The 17,988-nt window shown below is 63.2% G+C and carries 22 protein-coding genes; 13 read left to right on the plus strand and 9 right to left on the minus strand.

The features are described 5' to 3' along the window. Positions 1-191: 191 nt before the first annotated feature. The 3 genes from GGD57_RS27720 to GGD57_RS27730 all read left to right on the plus strand — a co-directional run bounded on the left by GGD57_RS27720 (position 192) and on the right by GGD57_RS27730 (position 2,606). Positions 192-1,115 carry a TSUP family transporter gene (locus GGD57_RS27720; RefSeq protein WP_184473370.1) on the plus strand — a complete coding sequence of 308 codons (924 nt, stop codon included), beginning with the start codon at positions 192-194 and terminating at the stop codon, positions 1,113-1,115. Further along, a complete protein-coding gene (locus tag GGD57_RS27725; protein ID WP_085736054.1) occupies positions 1,115-1,915 on the plus strand; it encodes a TIGR02186 family protein in 801 nt (266 codons plus the stop codon). Before GGD57_RS27720 ends, GGD57_RS27725 begins: the two co-directional genes overlap by 1 nt. A 109-nt stretch (positions 1,916-2,024) precedes the next feature. Further along, positions 2,025-2,606 carry a transglycosylase SLT domain-containing protein gene (locus GGD57_RS27730; protein WP_184473371.1) on the plus strand — a complete coding sequence of 194 codons (582 nt, stop codon included), beginning with the start codon at positions 2,025-2,027 and terminating at the stop codon, positions 2,604-2,606. Between the two features lie 35 nt (positions 2,607-2,641). On the opposite strand, the gene pdeM is transcribed toward GGD57_RS27730, so the two are convergent. From pdeM to GGD57_RS27745, 3 genes are read right to left on the minus strand one after another with little or no spacing between them, the layout of a single operon-like run. Continuing rightward, positions 2,642-3,367, minus strand: a complete 726-nt coding sequence (gene pdeM, locus GGD57_RS27735; RefSeq protein WP_184473387.1) for a ligase-associated DNA damage response endonuclease PdeM — start codon at positions 3,365-3,367, stop codon at positions 2,642-2,644. Between the two features lie 28 nt (positions 3,368-3,395). Continuing rightward, positions 3,396-5,921 carry a ligase-associated DNA damage response DEXH box helicase gene (locus GGD57_RS27740; RefSeq protein WP_184473372.1) on the minus strand — a complete coding sequence of 842 codons (2,526 nt, stop codon included), beginning with the start codon at positions 5,919-5,921 and terminating at the stop codon, positions 3,396-3,398. Positions 5,922-5,969: 48 nt separating this feature from the next. Next, positions 5,970-6,602, minus strand: coding sequence for a YitT family protein (locus tag GGD57_RS27745; RefSeq protein WP_184473373.1), 633 nt, complete (start codon positions 6,600-6,602; stop codon positions 5,970-5,972). A gap of 127 nt (positions 6,603-6,729) precedes the next feature. Between GGD57_RS27745 and GGD57_RS27750 the strand changes: the two genes are divergently transcribed. Both GGD57_RS27750 and GGD57_RS27755 read left to right on the plus strand, forming a co-directional pair. Further along, positions 6,730-7,230 carry an RrF2 family transcriptional regulator gene (locus tag GGD57_RS27750; protein WP_184473374.1) on the plus strand — a complete coding sequence of 167 codons (501 nt, stop codon included), beginning with the start codon at positions 6,730-6,732 and terminating at the stop codon, positions 7,228-7,230. A 21-nt stretch (positions 7,231-7,251) separates the two neighbouring features. Beyond that, positions 7,252-7,713, plus strand: coding sequence for a carboxymuconolactone decarboxylase family protein (locus GGD57_RS27755; protein ID WP_184473375.1), 462 nt, complete (start codon positions 7,252-7,254; stop codon positions 7,711-7,713). A gap of 52 nt (positions 7,714-7,765) precedes the next feature. Here GGD57_RS27755 and GGD57_RS27760 read toward each other — a convergent pair whose 3' ends face one another. The 3 genes from GGD57_RS27760 to GGD57_RS27770 form a co-directional block, all read right to left on the minus strand. Continuing rightward, positions 7,766-7,933 (minus strand): hypothetical protein, encoded by a 168-nt coding sequence (locus tag GGD57_RS27760; RefSeq protein ID WP_184473389.1) that lies wholly within the window; start codon positions 7,931-7,933, stop codon positions 7,766-7,768. Positions 7,934-8,068: 135 nt separating this feature from the next. After that, the gene (locus GGD57_RS27765) at positions 8,069-8,704 is read right to left on the minus strand and encodes a YitT family protein (protein ID WP_184473376.1); all 636 of its coding nucleotides are present in this window, start codon (positions 8,702-8,704) and stop codon (positions 8,069-8,071) included. Positions 8,705-8,913: 209 nt separating this feature from the next. Continuing rightward, positions 8,914-9,846: a class I SAM-dependent DNA methyltransferase gene (locus GGD57_RS27770; protein ID WP_184473377.1), complete on the minus strand. Its 933-nt coding sequence runs from the start codon at positions 9,844-9,846 to the stop codon at positions 8,914-8,916. Between the two features lie 142 nt (positions 9,847-9,988). Here GGD57_RS27770 and GGD57_RS27775 point away from each other — a divergent pair, with 142 nt between their 5' ends. The 3 genes from GGD57_RS27775 to GGD57_RS27785 are packed head-to-tail and all read left to right on the plus strand — an operon-like array spanning position 9,989 to position 12,130. Further along, positions 9,989-10,255, plus strand: coding sequence for a DUF6460 domain-containing protein (locus GGD57_RS27775; protein ID WP_085736040.1), 267 nt, complete (start codon positions 9,989-9,991; stop codon positions 10,253-10,255). A gap of 1 nt (position 10,256) precedes the next feature. Then, positions 10,257-10,775, plus strand: a complete 519-nt coding sequence (locus tag GGD57_RS27780; protein ID WP_184473378.1) for a CAP domain-containing protein — start codon at positions 10,257-10,259, stop codon at positions 10,773-10,775. A gap of 8 nt (positions 10,776-10,783) precedes the next feature. Next, positions 10,784-12,130 carry an MATE family efflux transporter gene (locus GGD57_RS27785; RefSeq protein WP_184473379.1) on the plus strand — a complete coding sequence of 449 codons (1,347 nt, stop codon included), beginning with the start codon at positions 10,784-10,786 and terminating at the stop codon, positions 12,128-12,130. Here the strand turns inward: GGD57_RS27785 and GGD57_RS27790 are convergent. Both GGD57_RS27790 and GGD57_RS27795 read right to left on the minus strand, forming a co-directional pair. Beyond that, the gene (locus GGD57_RS27790) at positions 12,106-13,194 is read right to left on the minus strand and encodes a quinone-dependent dihydroorotate dehydrogenase (protein WP_184473380.1); all 1,089 of its coding nucleotides are present in this window, start codon (positions 13,192-13,194) and stop codon (positions 12,106-12,108) included. The genes GGD57_RS27785 and GGD57_RS27790 overlap by 25 nt on opposite strands. Next, on the minus strand, positions 13,191-13,544 hold the full coding sequence (locus GGD57_RS27795; RefSeq protein ID WP_184473388.1) for a DUF952 domain-containing protein: 354 nt from the start codon (positions 13,542-13,544) through the stop codon (positions 13,191-13,193). The genes GGD57_RS27790 and GGD57_RS27795 overlap by 4 nt, the downstream gene beginning before the upstream one ends. 119 nt (positions 13,545-13,663) lie before the next feature. Between GGD57_RS27795 and GGD57_RS27800 the strand changes: the two genes are divergently transcribed. The 5 genes from GGD57_RS27800 to GGD57_RS27820 all read left to right on the plus strand — a co-directional run bounded on the left by GGD57_RS27800 (position 13,664) and on the right by GGD57_RS27820 (position 16,858). Beyond that, positions 13,664-14,062, plus strand: a complete 399-nt coding sequence (locus GGD57_RS27800; RefSeq protein ID WP_184473381.1) for a hypothetical protein — start codon at positions 13,664-13,666, stop codon at positions 14,060-14,062. A gap of 91 nt (positions 14,063-14,153) precedes the next feature. Next, positions 14,154-14,801: a response regulator gene (locus GGD57_RS27805; protein ID WP_184473382.1), complete on the plus strand. Its 648-nt coding sequence runs from the start codon at positions 14,154-14,156 to the stop codon at positions 14,799-14,801. 146 nt (positions 14,802-14,947) lie between these two features. Continuing rightward, a complete protein-coding gene (locus GGD57_RS27810) occupies positions 14,948-15,637 on the plus strand; it encodes a S24 family peptidase (RefSeq protein WP_184473383.1) in 690 nt (229 codons plus the stop codon). A gap of 11 nt (positions 15,638-15,648) precedes the next feature. Further along, positions 15,649-16,362 (plus strand): thermonuclease family protein, encoded by a 714-nt coding sequence (locus GGD57_RS27815; RefSeq protein ID WP_184473384.1) that lies wholly within the window; start codon positions 15,649-15,651, stop codon positions 16,360-16,362. 82 nt (positions 16,363-16,444) lie between these two features. Then, on the plus strand, positions 16,445-16,858 hold the full coding sequence (locus GGD57_RS27820) for a tellurite resistance TerB family protein (protein ID WP_184473385.1): 414 nt from the start codon (positions 16,445-16,447) through the stop codon (positions 16,856-16,858). Between the two features lie 10 nt (positions 16,859-16,868). On the opposite strand, the gene GGD57_RS27825 is transcribed toward GGD57_RS27820, so the two are convergent. After that, complete coding sequence (locus GGD57_RS27825; RefSeq protein WP_184473386.1) at positions 16,869-17,744, minus strand: transporter substrate-binding domain-containing protein; 876 nt, start codon at positions 17,742-17,744, stop codon at positions 16,869-16,871. Between the last annotated feature and the right edge of the window lie 244 nt (positions 17,745-17,988).

Below are 17,988 nucleotides of genomic sequence, written 5' to 3' on the forward strand. Positions count from 1 at the left end.
ACAAAACCTGAAAAAAGCCGGATTATGCGGGAGATATCGATCCGCGCATCGCCGAATCTCCTGCCATCGATCTCCATCGCCAATCGGGGCCGATCGAAAGCCTCTGGCAACGATTTCACAGTATGGTGCGCATTCGAACGGGGACGTGACGGAAACCGCCCGGCAGGCGCGGTCATCATTCGGGGTCGGTTGTGACAATCTATCTGCCCATCGCAGAATTGTCGGTGAACATTTTCATCATTCTCGGCATGGGGGCGGCCGTCGGATTCCTGTCTGGAATGTTCGGCGTCGGCGGCGGTTTTCTGATCACGCCGCTGTTGATTTTCTACAATATTCCCCCGGTCGTTGCTGTCGCGACCGGCGCCAACCAGGTGGTTGCCTCATCCATATCGGGCGCGATCACCCATTTCCGGCGCGGCACGCTCGACGTCAAGCTCGGCACGGTGCTTTTGATCGGCGGTCTCTCGGGTGCCACGGTCGGCATCTGGATCTTCTCGCTGCTGCGCGCCATCGGCCAGCTCGATCTCATCATCTCGCTGATGTACGTTATCTTCCTCGGCACCGTCGGCGGGCTGATGCTGCTCGAAAGCATCAATGCCATGCGCCGCGCCGCGCGCAATGAGCCGCCGGCGCCGCGCAAGCCCGGCCACCAGCACTGGGTGCACAAGCTGCCGCTCAAGGTGCGCTTCAAGAAATCGAAGATCTATCTCAGCGTCATTCCGATCGTCGCGCTCGGTTTCGCGATCGGCATCCTCACCTCGATCATGGGCGTCGGCGGCGGCTTCATCATGGTGCCGGCGATGATCTATCTCCTGCGCATCCCGACCAATGTCGTCGTCGGCACCTCGCTGTTCCAGATCATTTTCGTCACCGCCTATACGACGATCGTGCAGGCGGCGACGAATTTTTCCGTCGATATCGTGCTCGCCTTCATCCTGATGGTGGCGGGTGTCGTCGGGGCGCAATACGGCGTGCGCGTCGGCCAGAAGCTGCGCGGCGAGCAGCTGCGCGCCCTGCTCGGCCTGCTGGTGCTCGCCGTCGGCCTGCGTCTGGCGATCGCGCTGGTGGTGACGCCGGCCGACGTCTATTCGGTGGTGATGGGAGCCGGCAACTGATGCGCCTGCTTGCCGCCGTCATGACATTCCTTTGCCTGCTGCCGGCGGTAGCCGGCGCGCAATGGCTGCCCGGGCAATCCACTGAAGCGGTGCGCGAAGGGCTTGAGATCGGCACCTCGACCAGCGAAATCGCCATTACCTCTGATTTCCACGGTGCCGACCTGACGATCTTCGGGGCGCTCTCCAACACCGACCAGTTGCTTCTCGCCATCGGCCAGTACGACGTGGTCGTGGTGCTGGAAGGCCCGCGCCAGGATGCGACGGTACGCAAGAAAGAGCGTGTCTTCGGCATCTGGGTGAACAGGCGCTCGATGACCTTCGAAGCGGTGCCGCACTCCTATTCGATGTCGAGTTCGCGGATGATCGATGATCTGACGACGCCACTCGAACTGACCGATCAGGGGATCGGCATCGATCACATTCCGCTGACGCCGGTCGGCTTCGTCGGCGACGGCAGCAATCTCGGCGAGTTCCGCGATGCCTTCCGACGGCTGCAGCAGGGCGGCGGCTTCTACGACCGCAACCCGAGCGGCGTGCGGTTTGTTTCCTCCAACCTTTTCAAGGCGAGCCTGCGCCTGCCGGCGAATATTCCGAACGGTGTCCACACCGTGCGCGCCTATCTCTTCAAGAGCGGCAATCTGGTGACCCAGGAATCGCTGCCGCTGCGCGTCATCAAGACCGGCATCGAGCAGACCATCACCGATGCGGCGCACAGCCAGCCGATTCTCTACGGTTTTGCGTCCGTGGCTCTCGCCGTCATCACCGGCTGGGGCGCCAGCCTGATCTTCCGCAAGGATTGAGCCGCCGCGAGGCACGTCCCACCTACCCTTTTGAAAACTTCGTATTCGACTAAAAACCGGTCCTTAACATTTACGAGTTAGTAATCTCTCGGAAACGAGAGGTTTTGTCATGCGTACTCGTATCGTTCTGGCCGCTATGGGTCTCGCGCTGCTTGCCGGCTGCGCGACGGCGCCGAAGCAGACGCGGAACATCTGCGCCGTCTTCGACCAGCGCGACGGGCTTTTCTCCAGCTGGCAGAGTGCTGCCGAGCGGACCGAGAAGAAATACGGCGTGCCGGTGCCGATCCTGATGGCGACGATGTATACCGAATCCGGCTTCCAGCCCTATGCGCGGCCGCCGCGCACCAAGCTGTTCGGCTTCATTCCCTGGACCCGGCCTTCGACCGCCTACGGCTATTCGCAGGCACTCGACGGCACATGGGATCACTATCAGTCGCAGACGGGGAATTGGACGGCGCGGCGGGCGAACTTCGCCGATGCGATCGATTTCATCGGCTGGTATCACGCCCAGAACAGCGCCGAGACCGGCATCCCGCTGAACGATGCCTATAATCTCTATCTCGCCTATTATTCCGGCCCGACCGGATACAAGCGCGGCGACTGGCGCTCGAACGGGCAGTTGCAGCAGACGGCGCAGAAGTTCGCGCGGATGGCCGGGACGTATCAGCAGCAGTTGCACGGGTGTAATTGAGGGTGTGCCGTGTGGCACCCCATCGAGGCCAATCACTACCCCCGCAAATTCCCATACCGGACCGAATAAATCCGATCCCGCCCCAGCAGGTGGGCGATCAGCGACGTCCGGTCGAAAAGACCGTGCATCGCCTGATGGCCGAGATCGAGACCGCCGCTCATGACGCCGAAGGCGGGCATCAGCAGGCGGGCGCCGTCGGTGGCGAAACACGGGCGGCGGACGGATTTGTCGCGGCGGCGCACGGTGGCCGAGGGGTGCAGATGGCCGGCGATTTCGCCGCTCTGTAGACCATTCCTTGGCTCGTGGCGGAAGGTCAGGCCGGCATAATGTAGTTCGTCGGTGGAAACGCCGGGCAGATCGACGATGCCGTCGGGATCATGATTGCCGTTGATCCAGATCCATTCGCGGCCGCGCGCCAGGCCGACGATCAGCGCCCGGAAATTTTCCGGCAGATGCTTCGAACCGATGCGATCGTGAAAATTGTCGCCGAGCGAGACGACGAGCTTCGGATCGTAACGCGAGATGACGGCGGAAAGCACGGTTAGCGTCGCCAGCGTGTCATAGGGCGGCAGCATCATGCCGCGGCGAGCGAAGGCGGCGCCCTTTTCCAGATGCAGGTCGGAGACGACGAGCAGCCCGGCATCCGGCAGATAGAGGGCGCCGAGCGGATCGCAGACGGCGGCGATACCGTTCACCGATGTCTCGATGCCCGGTATCGCGGCCAGTCCGGAAATGTCGCGCGCCAGCGCCAGGCGGTTCATCACAGTCGTGTTTTCCCAGTCTTCGTCATCATGCCAGAGCTTCGGCGATCAGGTCGTCGGCCGCTTCGGCGAGCAACGCATCATGGGCCTCGCCCGGCACCGCCTCGCGTCCGATTTCCAGCATCACCGGCACGGCGAGCGGGGAAATATGGTCGAGCGGGCGATGGGTGATGTGCCCCCTGATTCGCATCAGCATATCGCCAAGCCGGCTGATATCCAAAAGTCCAGTCGCCGCATCCTGGCGGGTCGCCTGCAGCAGGATGTGATCCGGCTCGTGGCTGCGCAGCACGTCATAGATCAGATCGGCGGAGACGGTGATCTGGCGGCCGCTCTTTTCCTTGCCCGGATGGCGGCGTTCGATCAAGCCCGCAATCACGGCGCAATTGCGGAAGGTGCGCTTCAACAGGAAGGATTCGGCGAGCCAGGCTTCCAGATCGTCGCCGAGCATATCCGCATCGAAGAGGTCGGAGAGGTTGAGACGGCCATTGCCGATCATCAGCCCCATATCTTCCAGGCCCCAGACGGCCAGCGAATAATCGGTGGCGACGAAGCCGAGCGGCTTGGCGCCCGCCCGCTCCAGCCGGCGAGTGAGCAGCATGCCGAGGGTCTGATGGGCGAGACGGCCTTCGAAGGGATAGGCAACCATATAACCGCGGCTGCCGCGCGGGAAGGTTTCGATCAGGAACTCGTCGCGTTTCGGCAGCATCGACTTGTCCTTCTGCAGCGACAACCAGTCGCGCACCTGATCCGGCAGGTGGCGCCAGCGATCGGGATCGGCGATCATCGCCCGCACCTGCTCGGCGAGATAGGTCGACAGCGGAAACTTGCCGCCGGCATAGGAGGGGATTTTCGGATCGAGCGAAAAGGCCTGCGAGGCCAGGCACTCGTTTTCGCGGATGCCCTCGAAGCGCAGCACCTTGCCGGAGAAAAGGAAAGTGTCGCCCGGCGACAATTGCTCGAGGAAATATTCCTCGACCTTGCCCAGCGTGGCGCCGCCGCGGCCGATCCGGCCGCCCTCACCGCGCTTGACCATGCGGATATTCAGCATCGGGCTTTCGACGATGGTGCCGAGGTTGAGGCGGTATTGCTGGGCAACGGCCGGATTGGAGACGCGCCAGCGGCCCTCCTTGGTCTTGCGGATACGGGCGTAACGCTCATAGGTCCGAAGCGCATAACCGCCGGTCGCGACGAAATCGACGATGCGCTCGAAGGTCTCCCAGCTGAGATCGGCATAGGGCGAGGCGCTGGTGACTTCGTCGTAGAGTTCCAGCATGTCGAAAGGTTCGGCGCAGGCCATGCCGAGCACGTGCTGGGCGAGCACGTCGAGCGCGCCGCGGCCGACCGGCGGCGTGTCCTGGGCACCGATATAATTGGCATCGAGGGCTGCCTGGCACTCCATGACCTCGAAACGATTGGCCGGCACCAGGATCGCCTTCGAGGGTTCGTCCATGCGGTGGTTGGCGCGGCCGATGCGCTGGGCAAGACGCGAGGCGCCCTTCGGCGCGCCGACATGGATGACGAGATCGACATCGCCCCAGTCGATACCGAGGTCGAGGGTAGAGGTAGCGACCACAGCGCGCAGCCGGTTTTCGGCCATCGCCGCCTCGACCTTGCGGCGCTGGGCGACATCGAGCGAACCGTGGTGAAGGGCGATCGGCAGATTGTCGTCATTGATCGTCCAGAGTTCCTGGAACAGCATCTCGGCCTGGCTGCGGGTATTGACGAAGAGCAGCGTCGTCTTGTGTTCAAGCAGTTGCCTGTACACATCGGGAATGGCGTATTTGGCGGAATGGCCGGCCCAGGGGATGCGCTCCTCGGTCGACAGGATCGAAATATCGGGTTTGGCGCCGCCTTCGACGACGACGAGACCGGCATGATGCGCGCTGCCCTCCTCCCCCTCGCCCCCCTGTTGGCCGACCAGCCATTTCTGCAGGTCCATCGGCTCGGCGACGGTCGCCGACAGGCCGATGGTCTTGAGGTCGGGGGCAAGGCGGCGCAGGCGGGCGAGGCCAAGCGACAGCATATGGCCGCGCTTGGAGGTGACGAGCGAATGCAGCTCGTCGAGCACGACATATTTCAGGTCCTTGAAGAAGCGCTCGGCCTCGCGGTTGGCCAGCAGCAGGGCGACCTGTTCGGGCGTCGTCAGCAGAATATCCGGCGGGTTGAGCTTCTGGCGCTGGCGCTTGGCGTTCGGCGTATCGCCGGTGCGGTTTTCCACCGTGACCGGCAGGCCCATCTCCCCGACCGGCTTCATCAGATTGCGCTCGATATCGATCGCCAGCGCCTTCAGCGGCGAGACATAGAGCGTATGGATGCCGGTGAAGGCTGAGCCGGGCGGAATTTTGCCGCGGCGGGTGAGATCGGTGAGCGAGGGCAGGAAACCGGCAAGCGTCTTGCCGGCGCCGGTCGGCGCAATCAGCAAGGTGCTTTCACCGGCCTCGGCGCGGGCAAGCAATTCCAGCTGATGGGCACGCGGACGCCAGCCCTTTTCCGCAAACCAGCGGGTAAAGGCGGCAGGCAGCAGGGCGCTGGCTTCGGAATCGATCTGGTCCACATGCTGAAGGTAGTGAAAGCCCAGGGAAAAAGAAGAGCGGTCATCGCCTCACACGGCGATATAGCGGTCCTTGCGGTGATTGATGGCAATCGCGAGGTTGAGCACGACCGCGCCGAGCACGGAGCAGGCGATGATGAAGGGGCTGGCGACGAAGAAGGAGAGCGCCAGGATGACAAGGTCGAAGCCGAGCTGAACGAGACCGGCGCGCCAGCCGAGACGATCCTGGATATAAAGGGCGAGAATGCCGATGCCGCCGAGGCTGGCGCGATGGCGGAAGAGCGCCAGCATGCCGGCGCCGATGACGAGGCCGCCGAACAGCGCCCCGGCGATCGGATTGACATGGGTGATGCCGATAAAGCCCGGCACGAACTCGGAGAGGATCGAGGTCAGCGCGATGGCGGCGAAGGTCTTGATGGTGAAGGCCGGCCCCAATCGGCGGAAGGCGAGATAGTAGAAGGGTAGGTTCACGGCAAAGAAGCAGAGGCCGAAGCTGAGGCCCGTCGCATAATGGGCGAGAAAGGCAAGACCGGCCGTGCCGCCGGCAAGCAGCCCCGCGCCCGACAGAAGCGAGACGCCGAGCACGGCGAGCATGCTGCCGGCGACGATGCCCTGCGCATCGTCGAACGGCGAGTGTCGATCGGCGCTGGAATTCAGAAGGCCTGCGAAGGCGTTGGATGCCATGAATGTTCCCCTGTCGGCTTTTTCCGTCTTCTATCCCCCGCAGGGATAAAGGCAAGCAGCATGGCGCCTCTTGACATCGACCCTAATCGTGGATATTTTTTATCCACGAATTGAGGAGGCCGTACGTATGAAAATGAGCGATGGGGTCGAGCAGGCCATTCACAGCGTCGCGATGCTTTCCGGCCTTTCCGAAGGCGGCGTGCTTTCGGCAGCGGCGCTGGCGGAATTCCACGGTGTATCGACGAGCTATCTGCTCAAACACCTGCAGGCGCTGTCGGGCGCCGGCATCCTCGATACCGTGCCGGGGCCGAAGGGCGGCTATCGGCTGGCGAAGGCGCCGGCGGAGATTTCGCTGCTCGATATCCTGCTCGCCGTCGAAGGGCCGGCGCCGGCCTTTCGCTGCGCCGAAATCCGCCAGCGCGGACCGAACCCGGTCTCCGACCGCTTCTTCGCCAAGCCCTGCAACATCAGCGCGGCGATGCTCCGGGCCGAACGGATCTACCGGGCCGAACTCGCCAAGACCAGCATTGCCGATCTCGGCATCGAACTTGCCGCCCTCGACGACGGATCGATCGCAGCCCGAGGCTGCGCCTTCCTTGAAATTCATGAACGCAAGACGGCTCGTTGAGCCCCAACAAGGAGAATGACCATGCAGCCACGTTTCAATTTCGCCAAAGCCGCTCCCGATGCCTACAAGGCCGTCGCCGCACTCGAACAATATGTCCAGTCTTCCGGGCTGGAGCGCCGCTTCATCCACCTGATCAAGCTGCGCGCCTCGCAGATCAACGGCTGCGCCTATTGTGTCGACATGCATGTGAAGGAAGCCCGCCATGATGGGCTCAGCGAGCAATGGATCAACCTGATGTGCGTCTGGCGGGAATCGCCTGTTTACGATGCCCGCGAACGCGCCCTGCTCGGCTGGGTCGACGCCGTCACCAATATCGCCAAGACCGGCGCACCGGACGGCGACTACGAGGCGCTGAAGGCGCATTTCTCCGAGAAGGAGATGACCGAGATCACCGTGGCGATCGGCGCGATCAATATCTGGAACCGTCTTGCCGTCGGCTTCCGCTCGCAGCATCCGATCGATCAGGCAACGAAGGCAGCCTGATCGCTATCGACGACGAACCGACCCGAAAATCTCGGGTCGGTCGAATATCTGATCATTGGTGATCGGCAGCGGCCCGCAGGGCAACGGCATCGGACCCATTGTCCGAGAGGTCGACGCTGTTGAATATGTCGCGGACGACTTTCGCGATTTCCTCTGCGGAAGCGCCCCTGGCGTATTCTTCCTGCATGCGGCGTCTTACAAGTTTTTCCAAATCCGACATGGTTCACCTCATCAAATCCGGCGCGAGGAGAGTGTCGCGCCAGGGTCGATCAGAGGCAAGTTACGATCTGTTTAGAATGGGTTACGGATTTTTAAGGTTTGAATCTGGTCGTGGCGTGCCAGGAAAAATCCACCCCTACAGCGCGATGTAACGGTCGGCGCGGTGGTTGATGGCGACGAAGAGGTTGAGGACGATGGCGCCGAGGACGGAGTAGAAGACGACCGGCGGCGTGGTGACGAAGAAGGCGGCAGCGAGCACGCACATGTCGATGGCAAGTTGGACGAGGCCGGCGCGGATGCCGAAACGTTCCTGCAGATAGATGCCGAGAATGCCGACGCCGCCGAGGCTGGCGCGGTGGCGATAGAGCGCCAGCAGGCCGAAGCCAAGGAGCAGGCCGCCGAGAAGGGCGGCCCAGGCCGGATGGATGCTGGAAATCGAAAAGAACCGAGACTGCACATCTGCCAGCACCGACGTCAGGCCGATGGCGATGAAGGTCTTGACCGTGAAGGCCATGCCGAGGCGTTTCCACGAGAGATAGAAGAAGGGCAGATTGAGCAGGAAGAAGGCGAGGCCGAAATTGACGCCGAAGGCGTAATGCAGGAGGAAAGCCACCCCGGCGGTGCTGCCGGTGAGAAGCCCGGCGCTGGCGAGCACGTAAAGGCCGAGCGCGGCAACCAGGCTGCCGGAGAAGATGCCCTGCACGTCTTCAACAGGCGTATGGCGCGTTGCGCTGGTATTCCAGACGCCGAGGGCATTGATGCGCTGTGTCATATCGCCAGTCTCCACGGCAAACGAGGTCGAAACGCGCTCGGGAAGACCTGGGCGCGGCGGAATTTTGCAGAATGAAAGGAGCCCGAGCGCCTCGGCGCCAATTGCCGGGCTCTCTGCTGATGCGACGCAGTATCGGGTTTTTCGGTCTTGCGATCAAGCGAAATAGGTAAGCAATGCTGACCTATAAAAACATCGCAAGAAATGTTCGCTCAAGCGGGTTTGCGCGTAAGGAACAGAATGCCGGCAACCGGTTTGCCGCCATCTTTGCGAATGACCGTCCTGACGATGGTGAGGATTTCCAGGCCGTGGCGGGCAAGCCGCTGCCTCACATAGGCTTCCGAATGGGCATAACGCAGCGACGGCGCGAGATGGAAACCTTCGCCATCCCCGGCATCCTCGACGGAAAAGGCGATATCGGCGCCCGACGCGGCAAGCTCTTCGATGATCGCAAAGACACTTTCGAGATTGCCGAGATACATCAGCACGTCGGCTGCCGTCACAAGATCGGCGCGCCGGCGTCCCGCATCGGCAAACAGGCCGGAAAGATCGGGCGCGAGCGAGAGATCGGCCTGGGCGAGATGATCGTAGATCCCCTTCTCGGCCGCCTTGACCAGCATGTTCTGCGAGAGGTCGAAGCCTTCGAGACGGCCGGCGCAAGCGCGGATCTCGGGGCCGAGCAGGCCGGTGCCGCAGCCGAGATCGACGGCGCATGCGTAATGCCGGCCGGTGGAGACGACGAGGGAGGCAAGCTTCTGCGGCACGCTGTAATCGAGTTTTTCGACGAGCGACGTTTCGAAACGGTCGGCATAATCGTCGAACAGGCGCTCGACATAGCGGCTCGGCGGCTGGTCAGGGGTAGCGCCGTCGCCGAGAAGGGCGAGCTTGAGGGCAGCGCCGAAAATGTCATCGGGATCGAGGGCAAGCGTCCGGCGATAGGCCTCGATCGCCGCTTCCCCCCTGCCCGCCTTTTCCAGATAGGTGGCGAGACGAAACCAGCCGGCCGCCCAGGCGGGCACGAGTTCGAGCGCCTGCTCCATCAGCTCGGCCGCTGCCTCCGGCTCGCCGCCTTCTTCGAGCATTTTGGCATAATCGGCGCGGCGGTCGGCGATGACATCGCCTGAGGAAAGCTGGTGGGGCTGCATGAAAGGACCTTTGGTTCACCGGCATTTGGCGGCGGCCACAAAAAAACTCAAGTCCTATTTCACAGGCGAAACAGCCAATTCCGGAAAGGGCTTGCGGGCGGCACGCCGCAACCTTATTCCAGGGGCAAACAGGAGATGGCTTATGTCCGATCAGGCGAACAGGTTCCTCGGCGATTCAGTCGGCCGCACGCTGATAAAACTTATCGTGGTGTCGCTGATCGTCGGTTTCGTCATGACCGTCTTCGGCCTGACGCCGTGGAATATCATCTATGGTTTCCGCGACTTCATCCTGGAAATCTGGCATCGGGGTTTTTCGGCGCTCGGGCGCGTCGGCGACTATCTCCTGCTCGGCGCCACGATCGTCATCCCGCTCTTCGTCATCCTTCGCCTTTTCAGCTATCGCCGGTAACATGACCTCCATCGATCTTTCCAGGCGCGGTCTGCTGCGTCTTTCCGGACTTGCGCTCGCCGCCGGCATTGCCGGCTGCACCACCACGCCGCGAATTGCCGGCACGCCTTCGAACGGCGAGGACGAGACGGCGAGCGTATTGCCGCTCGTCAATCAGCTCCGTGCGAAAAACGGCCTGCCGCCGCTTGCTATCGACCCGGCGGCACAGACCGCCGCCCTCTTCCAGGCCAAACGCATGGCGAGCGTCGGCAAGATGGCGCATCTGATCGGCATGACCGACAATTTCGGCGCCCGCGTCAAGGCAAGCGGCGTGCGGCTGCCGGCAGCGGAAAACATTGCCTCCGGTCAGCAGAGCGTCGATGCCGTGGTGACGGCCTGGATCAACTCGCCGCACCATTTGGAGAACATGCTCGGGCGCTATGACGGCCTCGGCGTCGCCGTTGCCCACAATACATCTTCCAGGAACCTGCCCTATTGGGCCATGGTGCTTTCCAGCCGAGGCGATTCCGCCTCGATATGAGGCAGGTCATGGATACGCGCAGCCACAATCACTCTCTTGCCTTTGAGGTAACACACCGGCTGGTGCTGTCGATTGCCATTCCGATGACGCTGGGCTTCATGACCACGCCGCTGCTCGGGCTGACGAGCACCGCCGTCGTCGGCCATATGGGTAACGCGGAAGCGCTGGCAGGGCTTGCGATCGGCGCGATGCTGTTCGATCTGATCCTCGGCAGTTTCAACTTCCTGCGCGCCTCGACGACGGGCCTGACGGCGCAGGCCTATGGCCGGCGGGATCAGCACGAGCAACAGGCCGTTTTCTGGCGAGCCTTGATTTCGGCGCTCGGCTGCGGCTTGGCGCTGCTCTGTCTTTCGCCGCTGTTGATGGCGGCGGGTTTGAAGCTGATGGGCGCGGAAGGGGCGATCGCCGAAGCGACCGGCACCTATTTTTCGATCCGCATGCTGGCGGCACCGGCGGCGCTGGCGAATTACGCGATCCTCGGCTTCGTGCTCGGGCGCGGACAGGGCACTGTCGGCCTGCTGCTGCAGGCCCTGATCAACGGCATCAACATCCTGCTTTCCATCTATCTCGGGCTGTCGCTCGGCTGGGGTGTGGCGGGGGTGGCCTGGGCAACGATGGCCGGCGAGACGGCCGGCGCTTTCGCCGGGCTCTTCATCGTCCTCAGAGGTTTCGGCAGGGCCGAGCGGCCGGCTTGGGCCGAGATCTTTTCCCGGCACCGGCTGGCTGAGCTTTTCGCGCTCAACCGTGACATCCTGATCCGCACCTTCGTGCTGATCGGCGCTTTCACGATCATGACGCGGATCGGCACCGGCTTCGGGGCGGTGACGCTTGCCGCCAATGCCGTGCTGATGAATTTCTTCCTGCTGTCAGGCTATTACCTCGACGGGCTTGCCAATGCCGCCGAGCAGATCACCGGCCGGGCGATCGGCGCGCATTATCGGCCGGCCTTCGACCGCGGGCTGAAACTGACGACCGTCTGGTCCTTCGGACTGGCCGCATTCGCTTCCGCCTTCTTCTTTCTGGCCGGCCCCTGGCTGATCTCGGTGCTGACGACCTCGCCCGAAGTGCGGCAGGCGGCCGAAACCTATCTGCCCTGGGCTGCGATCACCGGGCTGACGGGCGCGCTCGCCTTTCTGATGGACGGCGTCTTCATCGGCGCGACATGGTCTGTCGACATGCGCAACCGCATGCTGATATCCTTTGCCGGTTATCTCCTGATGCTCGCCGTCTTCGTGCCGCTCTTCGGCAATCACGGCCTGTGGCTCGGCATGAACGCCTTCCTGCTCTTCCGCGGCTTCTTCCTGGCGGTGCTGGTCAAGCCGCGCGCCGATCAAACCTTTCGTGCTGCCCAGTAATCGAGCCTGCTGTCGCGCAGCTCACGGATCGAGCCGGCCTTTTCGCGATCCAACAGTTTCGACAGGCCGCGAACGATATCGCCGGGCAGGCCCGGACCCTCATAGACCATGCAGGAATAGAGCTGGACGAGATCGGCGCCGGCCCTGATCTTTTCCAGCGCCGTTTCGGCCGAGGAGACGCCGCCGACGCCGATGATCGGCAGACCGGGGCCGACGCGCTTGCGCATCCGGGCAAGCACCGCCGTCGATTTTTCAAACAGCGGCACGCCGGAAAGGCCGCCGGTCTCCTGCGCCTGACGCTGATCCTTCAGACCTTCGCGCGACAGCGTGGTGTTGGAGATGATCAACCCATCCAGCGCATGCGAGAGCACTTCGGCGGCGATATCGTCCATGCCTTCTTCGGTCAGGTCAGGAGCGATCTTCAGGAAGACCGGGATCTTGCGGCCGGATTTCTGCGCCATCTCTTCGCGCGCCGCAAGCACTGCCGACAGCAGCGCCGCCAGGCTTTCGCGCGCCTGCAGGTCACGCAGGCCGGGCGTATTCGGCGAGGAGATATTGGCGGTGAAATAACGCGCCACGGAATAGAAGCGGCGAATGCCCGCGACATAATCGGCGATGCGATCTTCGCTATCCTTGTTGGCGCCGATATTGACGCCGATCATGCCGCCGCCCGTCAGTGCCGAGAGACGCTCGAAAGCGGCATCATGGCCCTCATTGTTGAAACCCAGGCGATTGATGACCGCTTCATCCTCGACCAGGCGGAAGATGCGCGGGCGCGGATTGCCGGCTTGTGGCTTCGGCGTCACCGTGCCGATCTCGGTAAAGCCGAAACCGAGCTTCAGCAGGGCTTCGGGCACCTCGGCATTCTTGTCGTAACCGGCCGCCATGCCGAGCGGATTGTCGAAGGCAAGGCCGGCAACGGTCTGGCGCAGGCGCGGATCGGGGGTGATCTGGCAGGCGGGCACCAGGCCGGACTTCAGTGCCGCGATCGACATGCCGTGCGCGGTTTCCGGATTGAACAGGAAGAGGCCCTTGCGGGCGAGACGCTTGAAGGGATCGATCATGGCGTAAGCTCCGGGAAGATATGGGCGCCTGTCTCATCGAGCAGCAGCGCTGCCTCCCAGAGCACGGCGGCCAGCGGCAGATCGGCGTAGAGATGCGGGAAGAGATCGCCGCCGCGCGAGGGTTCGAAGATCAGCTTGTCCCCGAAGCCGCCGCCATCGACGGCAACCAGCAGCAGCCCGGACTGGCCGGTAAAATGCAGGGCGGCAGTCTGCTTGACCTGATCGGCCGTCGAGAAATGGATGAAGCCATCCTTGAGATCGATGCCGGCGCCATGAAAAATGCCGGTTTGTCTGGCTTGCTGCCAGAGCGTTTCCGTCACGATCTTGTAAAGGGTCGGTGTCACGCTCATCATGGCCTCGCGATTGCTGGTCCTCGGATCACGAGGGCTTTGCCGGAAAGAGGCGGCGATGTCCACGCCCCCGGCGCTTAAAATGGGACTGCCACGGGCAAAATCCGGAGGATGAGACGATGAAGTTTTTGGTTCTCACATTTGGCGTTGTTCTCCTGCCGCTCGGCGCTGCGGCGGCGGAGGCCGATGCCACCCGCTTCCAGCTGGAAAAGAGCGGCGACCATTTCGTCCGGCTCGACCGGCAGACCGGGGCGATGTCGATCTGCCAGGACAAGGACGGCGCCCTCGTCTGCCGCATGGCCGCCGATGAGCGGGCGGCCTATGAGGACGAACTCGACCGGCTCTCCGAGCGGGTGACGAAGCTGGAACAAGGCGGCCTCATCGAGCGCGCGCTGCCGAGCGATGCCGAAGTCGACCGCTCGATCAGCATCATGGAGAAGATGATGAAGAGTTTCATGGGGATGGTGAAGGAGTTCCAGTCGGAGGAAAACGCCAATCCCCTTCCGCAGAAGACCTGATCTGATATAGTCCCTGCGAGAAAGCGGCATGCGGCGCGGAGGGGATGGCGGCGCGTGCAGGCAGGATCGGGCTCTTGGGAGGGAGTTTTCGATGCACGAACAGACCATCATCATTGCCGACGATCACCCGCTGTTCCGCGATGCGCTGCGCCAGGCTGTCATCGGCATGGAAGGCCAGCAGACGATCGTCGAGGCCGGCGATTTCGCCGCCGCGCGCAAGGCGGCAGGCGCCCATGCGGAGGCCGACCTGATGCTGCTCGACCTCGCCATGCCGGGCGTCAGCGGCTTTTCCGGCCTGATGGCGCTGCGCTCCGAATTCGCCAGCCTGCCGATCATCATCGTTTCGGCCACCGACGACGCGACGACGATCCGCCGAGCGCTGGAACTCGGCGCTTCCGGCTTCATTTCCAAATCCTCCGGCATCGACGACATTCGCCGCAGCATCCAGACGGTGCTGGCCGGCGATATCGCCACGCCGGAAAGCTATCGCGACGGCCAGGAGCAGGATCCCGATGTCGCCGACCTGATCCACCGCCTGCATACGCTGACGCCGCAGCAGAGCCGGGTGCTGACCATGCTCGCCGAAGGGCTTTTGAACAAGCAGATCGCCTATGAACTCGGCGTCTCCGAGGCGACGATCAAGGCGCATGTCTCGGCGATCCTCCTGAAACTCGATGTCGACAGCCGGACGCAGGCGGTCATCCAGCTCGGCAAGATCAACATGGCGATGGTTGCCTGAGCGCCCGGCACGATAATCGCTACCGATATCGATCGACCGCTAAGGGCAGGATTTTATTCCTCTTTTGCCTTTACTCCGTTGGTGCGGTCGGTTAATATTCCGCCCTGTTGAAGTGCGGCCCGCAGGAGCCGCGGAATCGGGCGCATATGCTGTCACACGAGCAGATCTGGGGGGCGATCGACAGGCTTGCCGAACGGCACGCGCTGACGCCATCCGGCCTTGCACGGCGCGCCGGGCTCGACCCCACCTCCTTCAACAAATCGAAACGGCTTTCCGCCGATGGGCGGCTGCGCTGGCCCTCGACGGAATCGATCGCCAAGGTGCTCGACGCGACAGGGGCGAGCATGGAACAGTTTCTTGCCTTCCTGCGGCCGGACGCCGAACTTTCTGAACAACCGGCTGAACAGCGGGCCGAGCAGCTTGGCGCCGCAACTCCGCCGCAGGGCAACGCGATTCCTCTGCTCGGCTTTGCCCAGGCCGGCGCCGGCGGCTTCTTCGACGATGGCGGCTTTCCGGCCGGCCAGGGCTGGGACGTGGTGGAATTTCCGGCAACGCCGGCGCAAAAATCAGGCGTCTATGCGCTGGAGGTGCAGGGCGAAAGCATGATGCCGCTCTATCGCGACGGCGACGTGCTGATCGTCGAGCCGGCAGCGCAGGTGCGCCGCAACGACCGCGTCGTGGTGCGCACCCGCGAGGGCGAGGTGATGGCCAAGGTGCTGCTGCGCCAGAGCCCGCGATCGATCGAACTCCTGTCGCTCAATCCCGAACATCCCAACCGCACCCTCGATCTTGCCGATGTCGACTGGATCGCCCGCATCATCTGGGCCAGCCAATAGGAAGATATTCCATGCGCCCTGCCGCCGTCTTCACAGGCCTCCTAGGGATGGTGGTGGTGGCCGGCCTGCTGCTGGCCGGGCAAGCAAGGCTTGGCGGCGGCACTGCCGGCGACGAGCCGGTGTCGGCGCAGGAGACGGCAGCCGCCGCAGCGAATAGCGCCCCCAAGGCCGGCGAACCGGCTGCGATATCGGACGAACAAGCCGAAATCATCGCCGGCGCGGCGCAACCGGCGGCCCCAGCGCCCGGAGCCGGATCGGGCGACAGTGCGGCAGCCAAACCCGCCGATGCGACGCAGCAGGCCCAGACCGCCACCCGGCAAACGGCAGCGCCGGCCGCGAAAAAGCCGATAGAGCTGGCGCGGCCGGCGGTCGAAAATGCCGGCATGCTTTCGTTCGGCGAGCGCCGGCTTCAGCTGGCCGGCGTCGTTCCGACGGCCGCCGATAAAATATGCGGGCCGGCGGGGCGGCAATGGCCCTGCGGCATGATGGCGAAGACGGCGCTGCGCCAGCTGTTGCGCAACCGCAGCATCAGCTGCGATCTCGATAGCGCGGAATGGAAGGGAAGCGTGTCGGCAAGCTGCCGGCTCGGCGCCCAGGATCTCGGCACATGGCTCGTCGAAAACGGCTGGGCGGAAGCAGGCCCGGGTTCGCCACTTGCATCCGCGGCCGAGACGGCCAGGCAGGCGGGAAAAGGCATTTACGGCGACGACCCGCGCCGGAGATAGAAGGCGGTCTTGACAGAGGGCCGATCCCTTGTAATGCCGGCTGCCAATTCCCACTCTGGGCTGATCGAAAAAGGAAACAGAGATGAACAAGCCGCTTTCCGCCCATGACGCGCTGATCTACGTGATGGTGATGGCCTCCGCCGTCGACAGCACGATGAACGACCGGGAGCTGGAAAGGATCGGCCAGCTGATCGGGTTCCTGCCAGTGTTCCGGGATTTCGACGACGACAAGCTGATTTCGGTGGCACGCGACTGCGCCTCGCTGCTGGCCGGCCCGGAAGGTCTCGACGTCGTGCTCGAAACCGTGCGCGATACCCTGCCGGCAAAACTCTACGACACCGCCTATGCGTTGGCCGTCGAAGTCGCTTCCGCCGATCTTTCGGTCAAGGCTGAGGAACTCAGGCTGCTCAGCCTGCTGCGCGACCGGCTCGGTCTCGACAAGCTCACCTGCGCGGCAATCGAGCGCAGCGCCATTGCCCGCTTCCGCAAGGGCTAATCTCTATTTTTCAATAGAGCCCGTAAGGGAAATAACGCAGATAGATTTCCTGGAGGCGGCCGTTGCGCGACAGCGTGGCGAGCGCGTGGTCGATGGCCGCCGTCAGCACGCTGTCCTTCTGCCGCAGCATGATCGTCATGCCCTCGCCGAGGAACTGCTCGGAGAGATAGGGACCGTCGAACAGCGCGCAGCATTTGGCTGAAGCCGGCGACGAGACCCAGAAGGAAAGCTGCAGCGCATCGGCAAAGGCGGCATCGACCTTGCGCTCCCTGAGGGCTGCCAGCAGGGCGTCCTTGGTGTCGAACGGCTCGGCCTTGATCGTCGGGAAGAAGGCCGACAGCATCGCCTCATGCACCGTCCCCCTGACGACACCGACCGGGCGTTTCGAAAGAGCGGCCGCCGTCTTACCGTCGAGCGGCGCAGCGAGATTGCGCACGAAGCGGGCCGGCAGCATCAGATAGGGCCGGGAGAAGACGAATTGCCGGCGCAGCTCCGGGGTCACCGCCAGGCCGGCGATGACGGCATCGCCCTGCGAGGCGGCGAGCGCATCCTTCAAATCGGCAAAGGGGATCGCCTGGATCTGGCACTTGTCCGATATCTCCAGCTCGCTGCAGATTTCACGGGCGAGATCGACGTCGAAACCCGAAAGTTTGCCGTTCTGATCGGTAAAATTGAACGGCGGAAAATCGACCGAGGTCAGGAAGCGCAGGCGCACCAGCGAGGAGAGATCGGGTCTGGCAAGACGCTCGCGGGCATCGAAGAGCAGCGGCAGCGAGGGAGACGCCTGCTGGGCGGATGCGGCAAAGCTCGAAAGCAGTGCTGCCAGGAACAGCCCGAACGCGAAAAACCCTTTGAGAGTCAGGGATGCCAGCTTGGATTGCGTCATCGTGATCTTGGTCTCGGGGTTGAGGGCGAAGCATCGCGGGGTCGGAAAGATGTAACAGAGTCATGGCCGGCGGGGAATATGGGTGGGAGTGCGGATGAGAGAAGCGCGGCATCCTCCAAGGCTTTTTGGGCGCGGCATCCTCCCCCGCTCCTCATCCTTGTACGTTGCCGTTGGTGTATAATGGGGTCGTGCGACGGGGATGCGTGTCATCCTTGGGTTTTGAACTCGTGCCTCAGCGAGCATC

The sequence above is a fragment of the Rhizobium esperanzae genome (assembly GCF_014197615.1).
GTDB lineage: Bacteria > Pseudomonadota > Alphaproteobacteria > Rhizobiales > Rhizobiaceae > Rhizobium > Rhizobium esperanzae_A.

Coding starts and splice junctions, on each gene's coding strand:
- GGD57_RS27725 (WP_085736054.1), top strand. CDS start 1,115: ATGCGCCTGCTTGCCGCCGTCATGACATTCCTTTGCCTGCTGCCGGCG.
- GGD57_RS27730 (WP_184473371.1), top strand. CDS start 2,025: ATGCGTACTCGTATCGTTCTGGCCGCTATGGGTCTCGCGCTGCTTGCC.
- pdeM (WP_184473387.1), bottom strand. CDS start 3,367: ATGAACCGCCTGGCGCTGGCGCGCGACATTTCCGGACTGGCCGCGATA.
- GGD57_RS27745 (WP_184473373.1), bottom strand. CDS start 6,602: ATGGCATCCAACGCCTTCGCAGGCCTTCTGAATTCCAGCGCCGATCGA.
- GGD57_RS27750 (WP_184473374.1), top strand. CDS start 6,730: ATGAAAATGAGCGATGGGGTCGAGCAGGCCATTCACAGCGTCGCGATG.
- GGD57_RS27755 (WP_184473375.1), top strand. CDS start 7,252: ATGCAGCCACGTTTCAATTTCGCCAAAGCCGCTCCCGATGCCTACAAG.
- GGD57_RS27760 (WP_184473389.1), bottom strand. CDS start 7,933: ATGTCGGATTTGGAAAAACTTGTAAGACGCCGCATGCAGGAAGAATAC.
- GGD57_RS27765 (WP_184473376.1), bottom strand. CDS start 8,704: ATGACACAGCGCATCAATGCCCTCGGCGTCTGGAATACCAGCGCAACG.
- GGD57_RS27770 (WP_184473377.1), bottom strand. CDS start 9,846: ATGCAGCCCCACCAGCTTTCCTCAGGCGATGTCATCGCCGACCGCCGC.
- GGD57_RS27775 (WP_085736040.1), top strand. CDS start 9,989: ATGTCCGATCAGGCGAACAGGTTCCTCGGCGATTCAGTCGGCCGCACG.
- GGD57_RS27780 (WP_184473378.1), top strand. CDS start 10,257: ATGACCTCCATCGATCTTTCCAGGCGCGGTCTGCTGCGTCTTTCCGGA.
- GGD57_RS27785 (WP_184473379.1), top strand. CDS start 10,784: ATGGATACGCGCAGCCACAATCACTCTCTTGCCTTTGAGGTAACACAC.
- GGD57_RS27790 (WP_184473380.1), bottom strand. CDS start 13,194: ATGATCGATCCCTTCAAGCGTCTCGCCCGCAAGGGCCTCTTCCTGTTC.
- GGD57_RS27795 (WP_184473388.1), bottom strand. CDS start 13,544: ATGAGCGTGACACCGACCCTTTACAAGATCGTGACGGAAACGCTCTGG.
- GGD57_RS27800 (WP_184473381.1), top strand. CDS start 13,664: ATGAAGTTTTTGGTTCTCACATTTGGCGTTGTTCTCCTGCCGCTCGGC.
- GGD57_RS27805 (WP_184473382.1), top strand. CDS start 14,154: ATGCACGAACAGACCATCATCATTGCCGACGATCACCCGCTGTTCCGC.
- GGD57_RS27810 (WP_184473383.1), top strand. CDS start 14,948: ATGCTGTCACACGAGCAGATCTGGGGGGCGATCGACAGGCTTGCCGAA.
- GGD57_RS27815 (WP_184473384.1), top strand. CDS start 15,649: ATGCGCCCTGCCGCCGTCTTCACAGGCCTCCTAGGGATGGTGGTGGTG.
- GGD57_RS27820 (WP_184473385.1), top strand. CDS start 16,445: ATGAACAAGCCGCTTTCCGCCCATGACGCGCTGATCTACGTGATGGTG.
- GGD57_RS27825 (WP_184473386.1), bottom strand. CDS start 17,744: ATGACGCAATCCAAGCTGGCATCCCTGACTCTCAAAGGGTTTTTCGCG.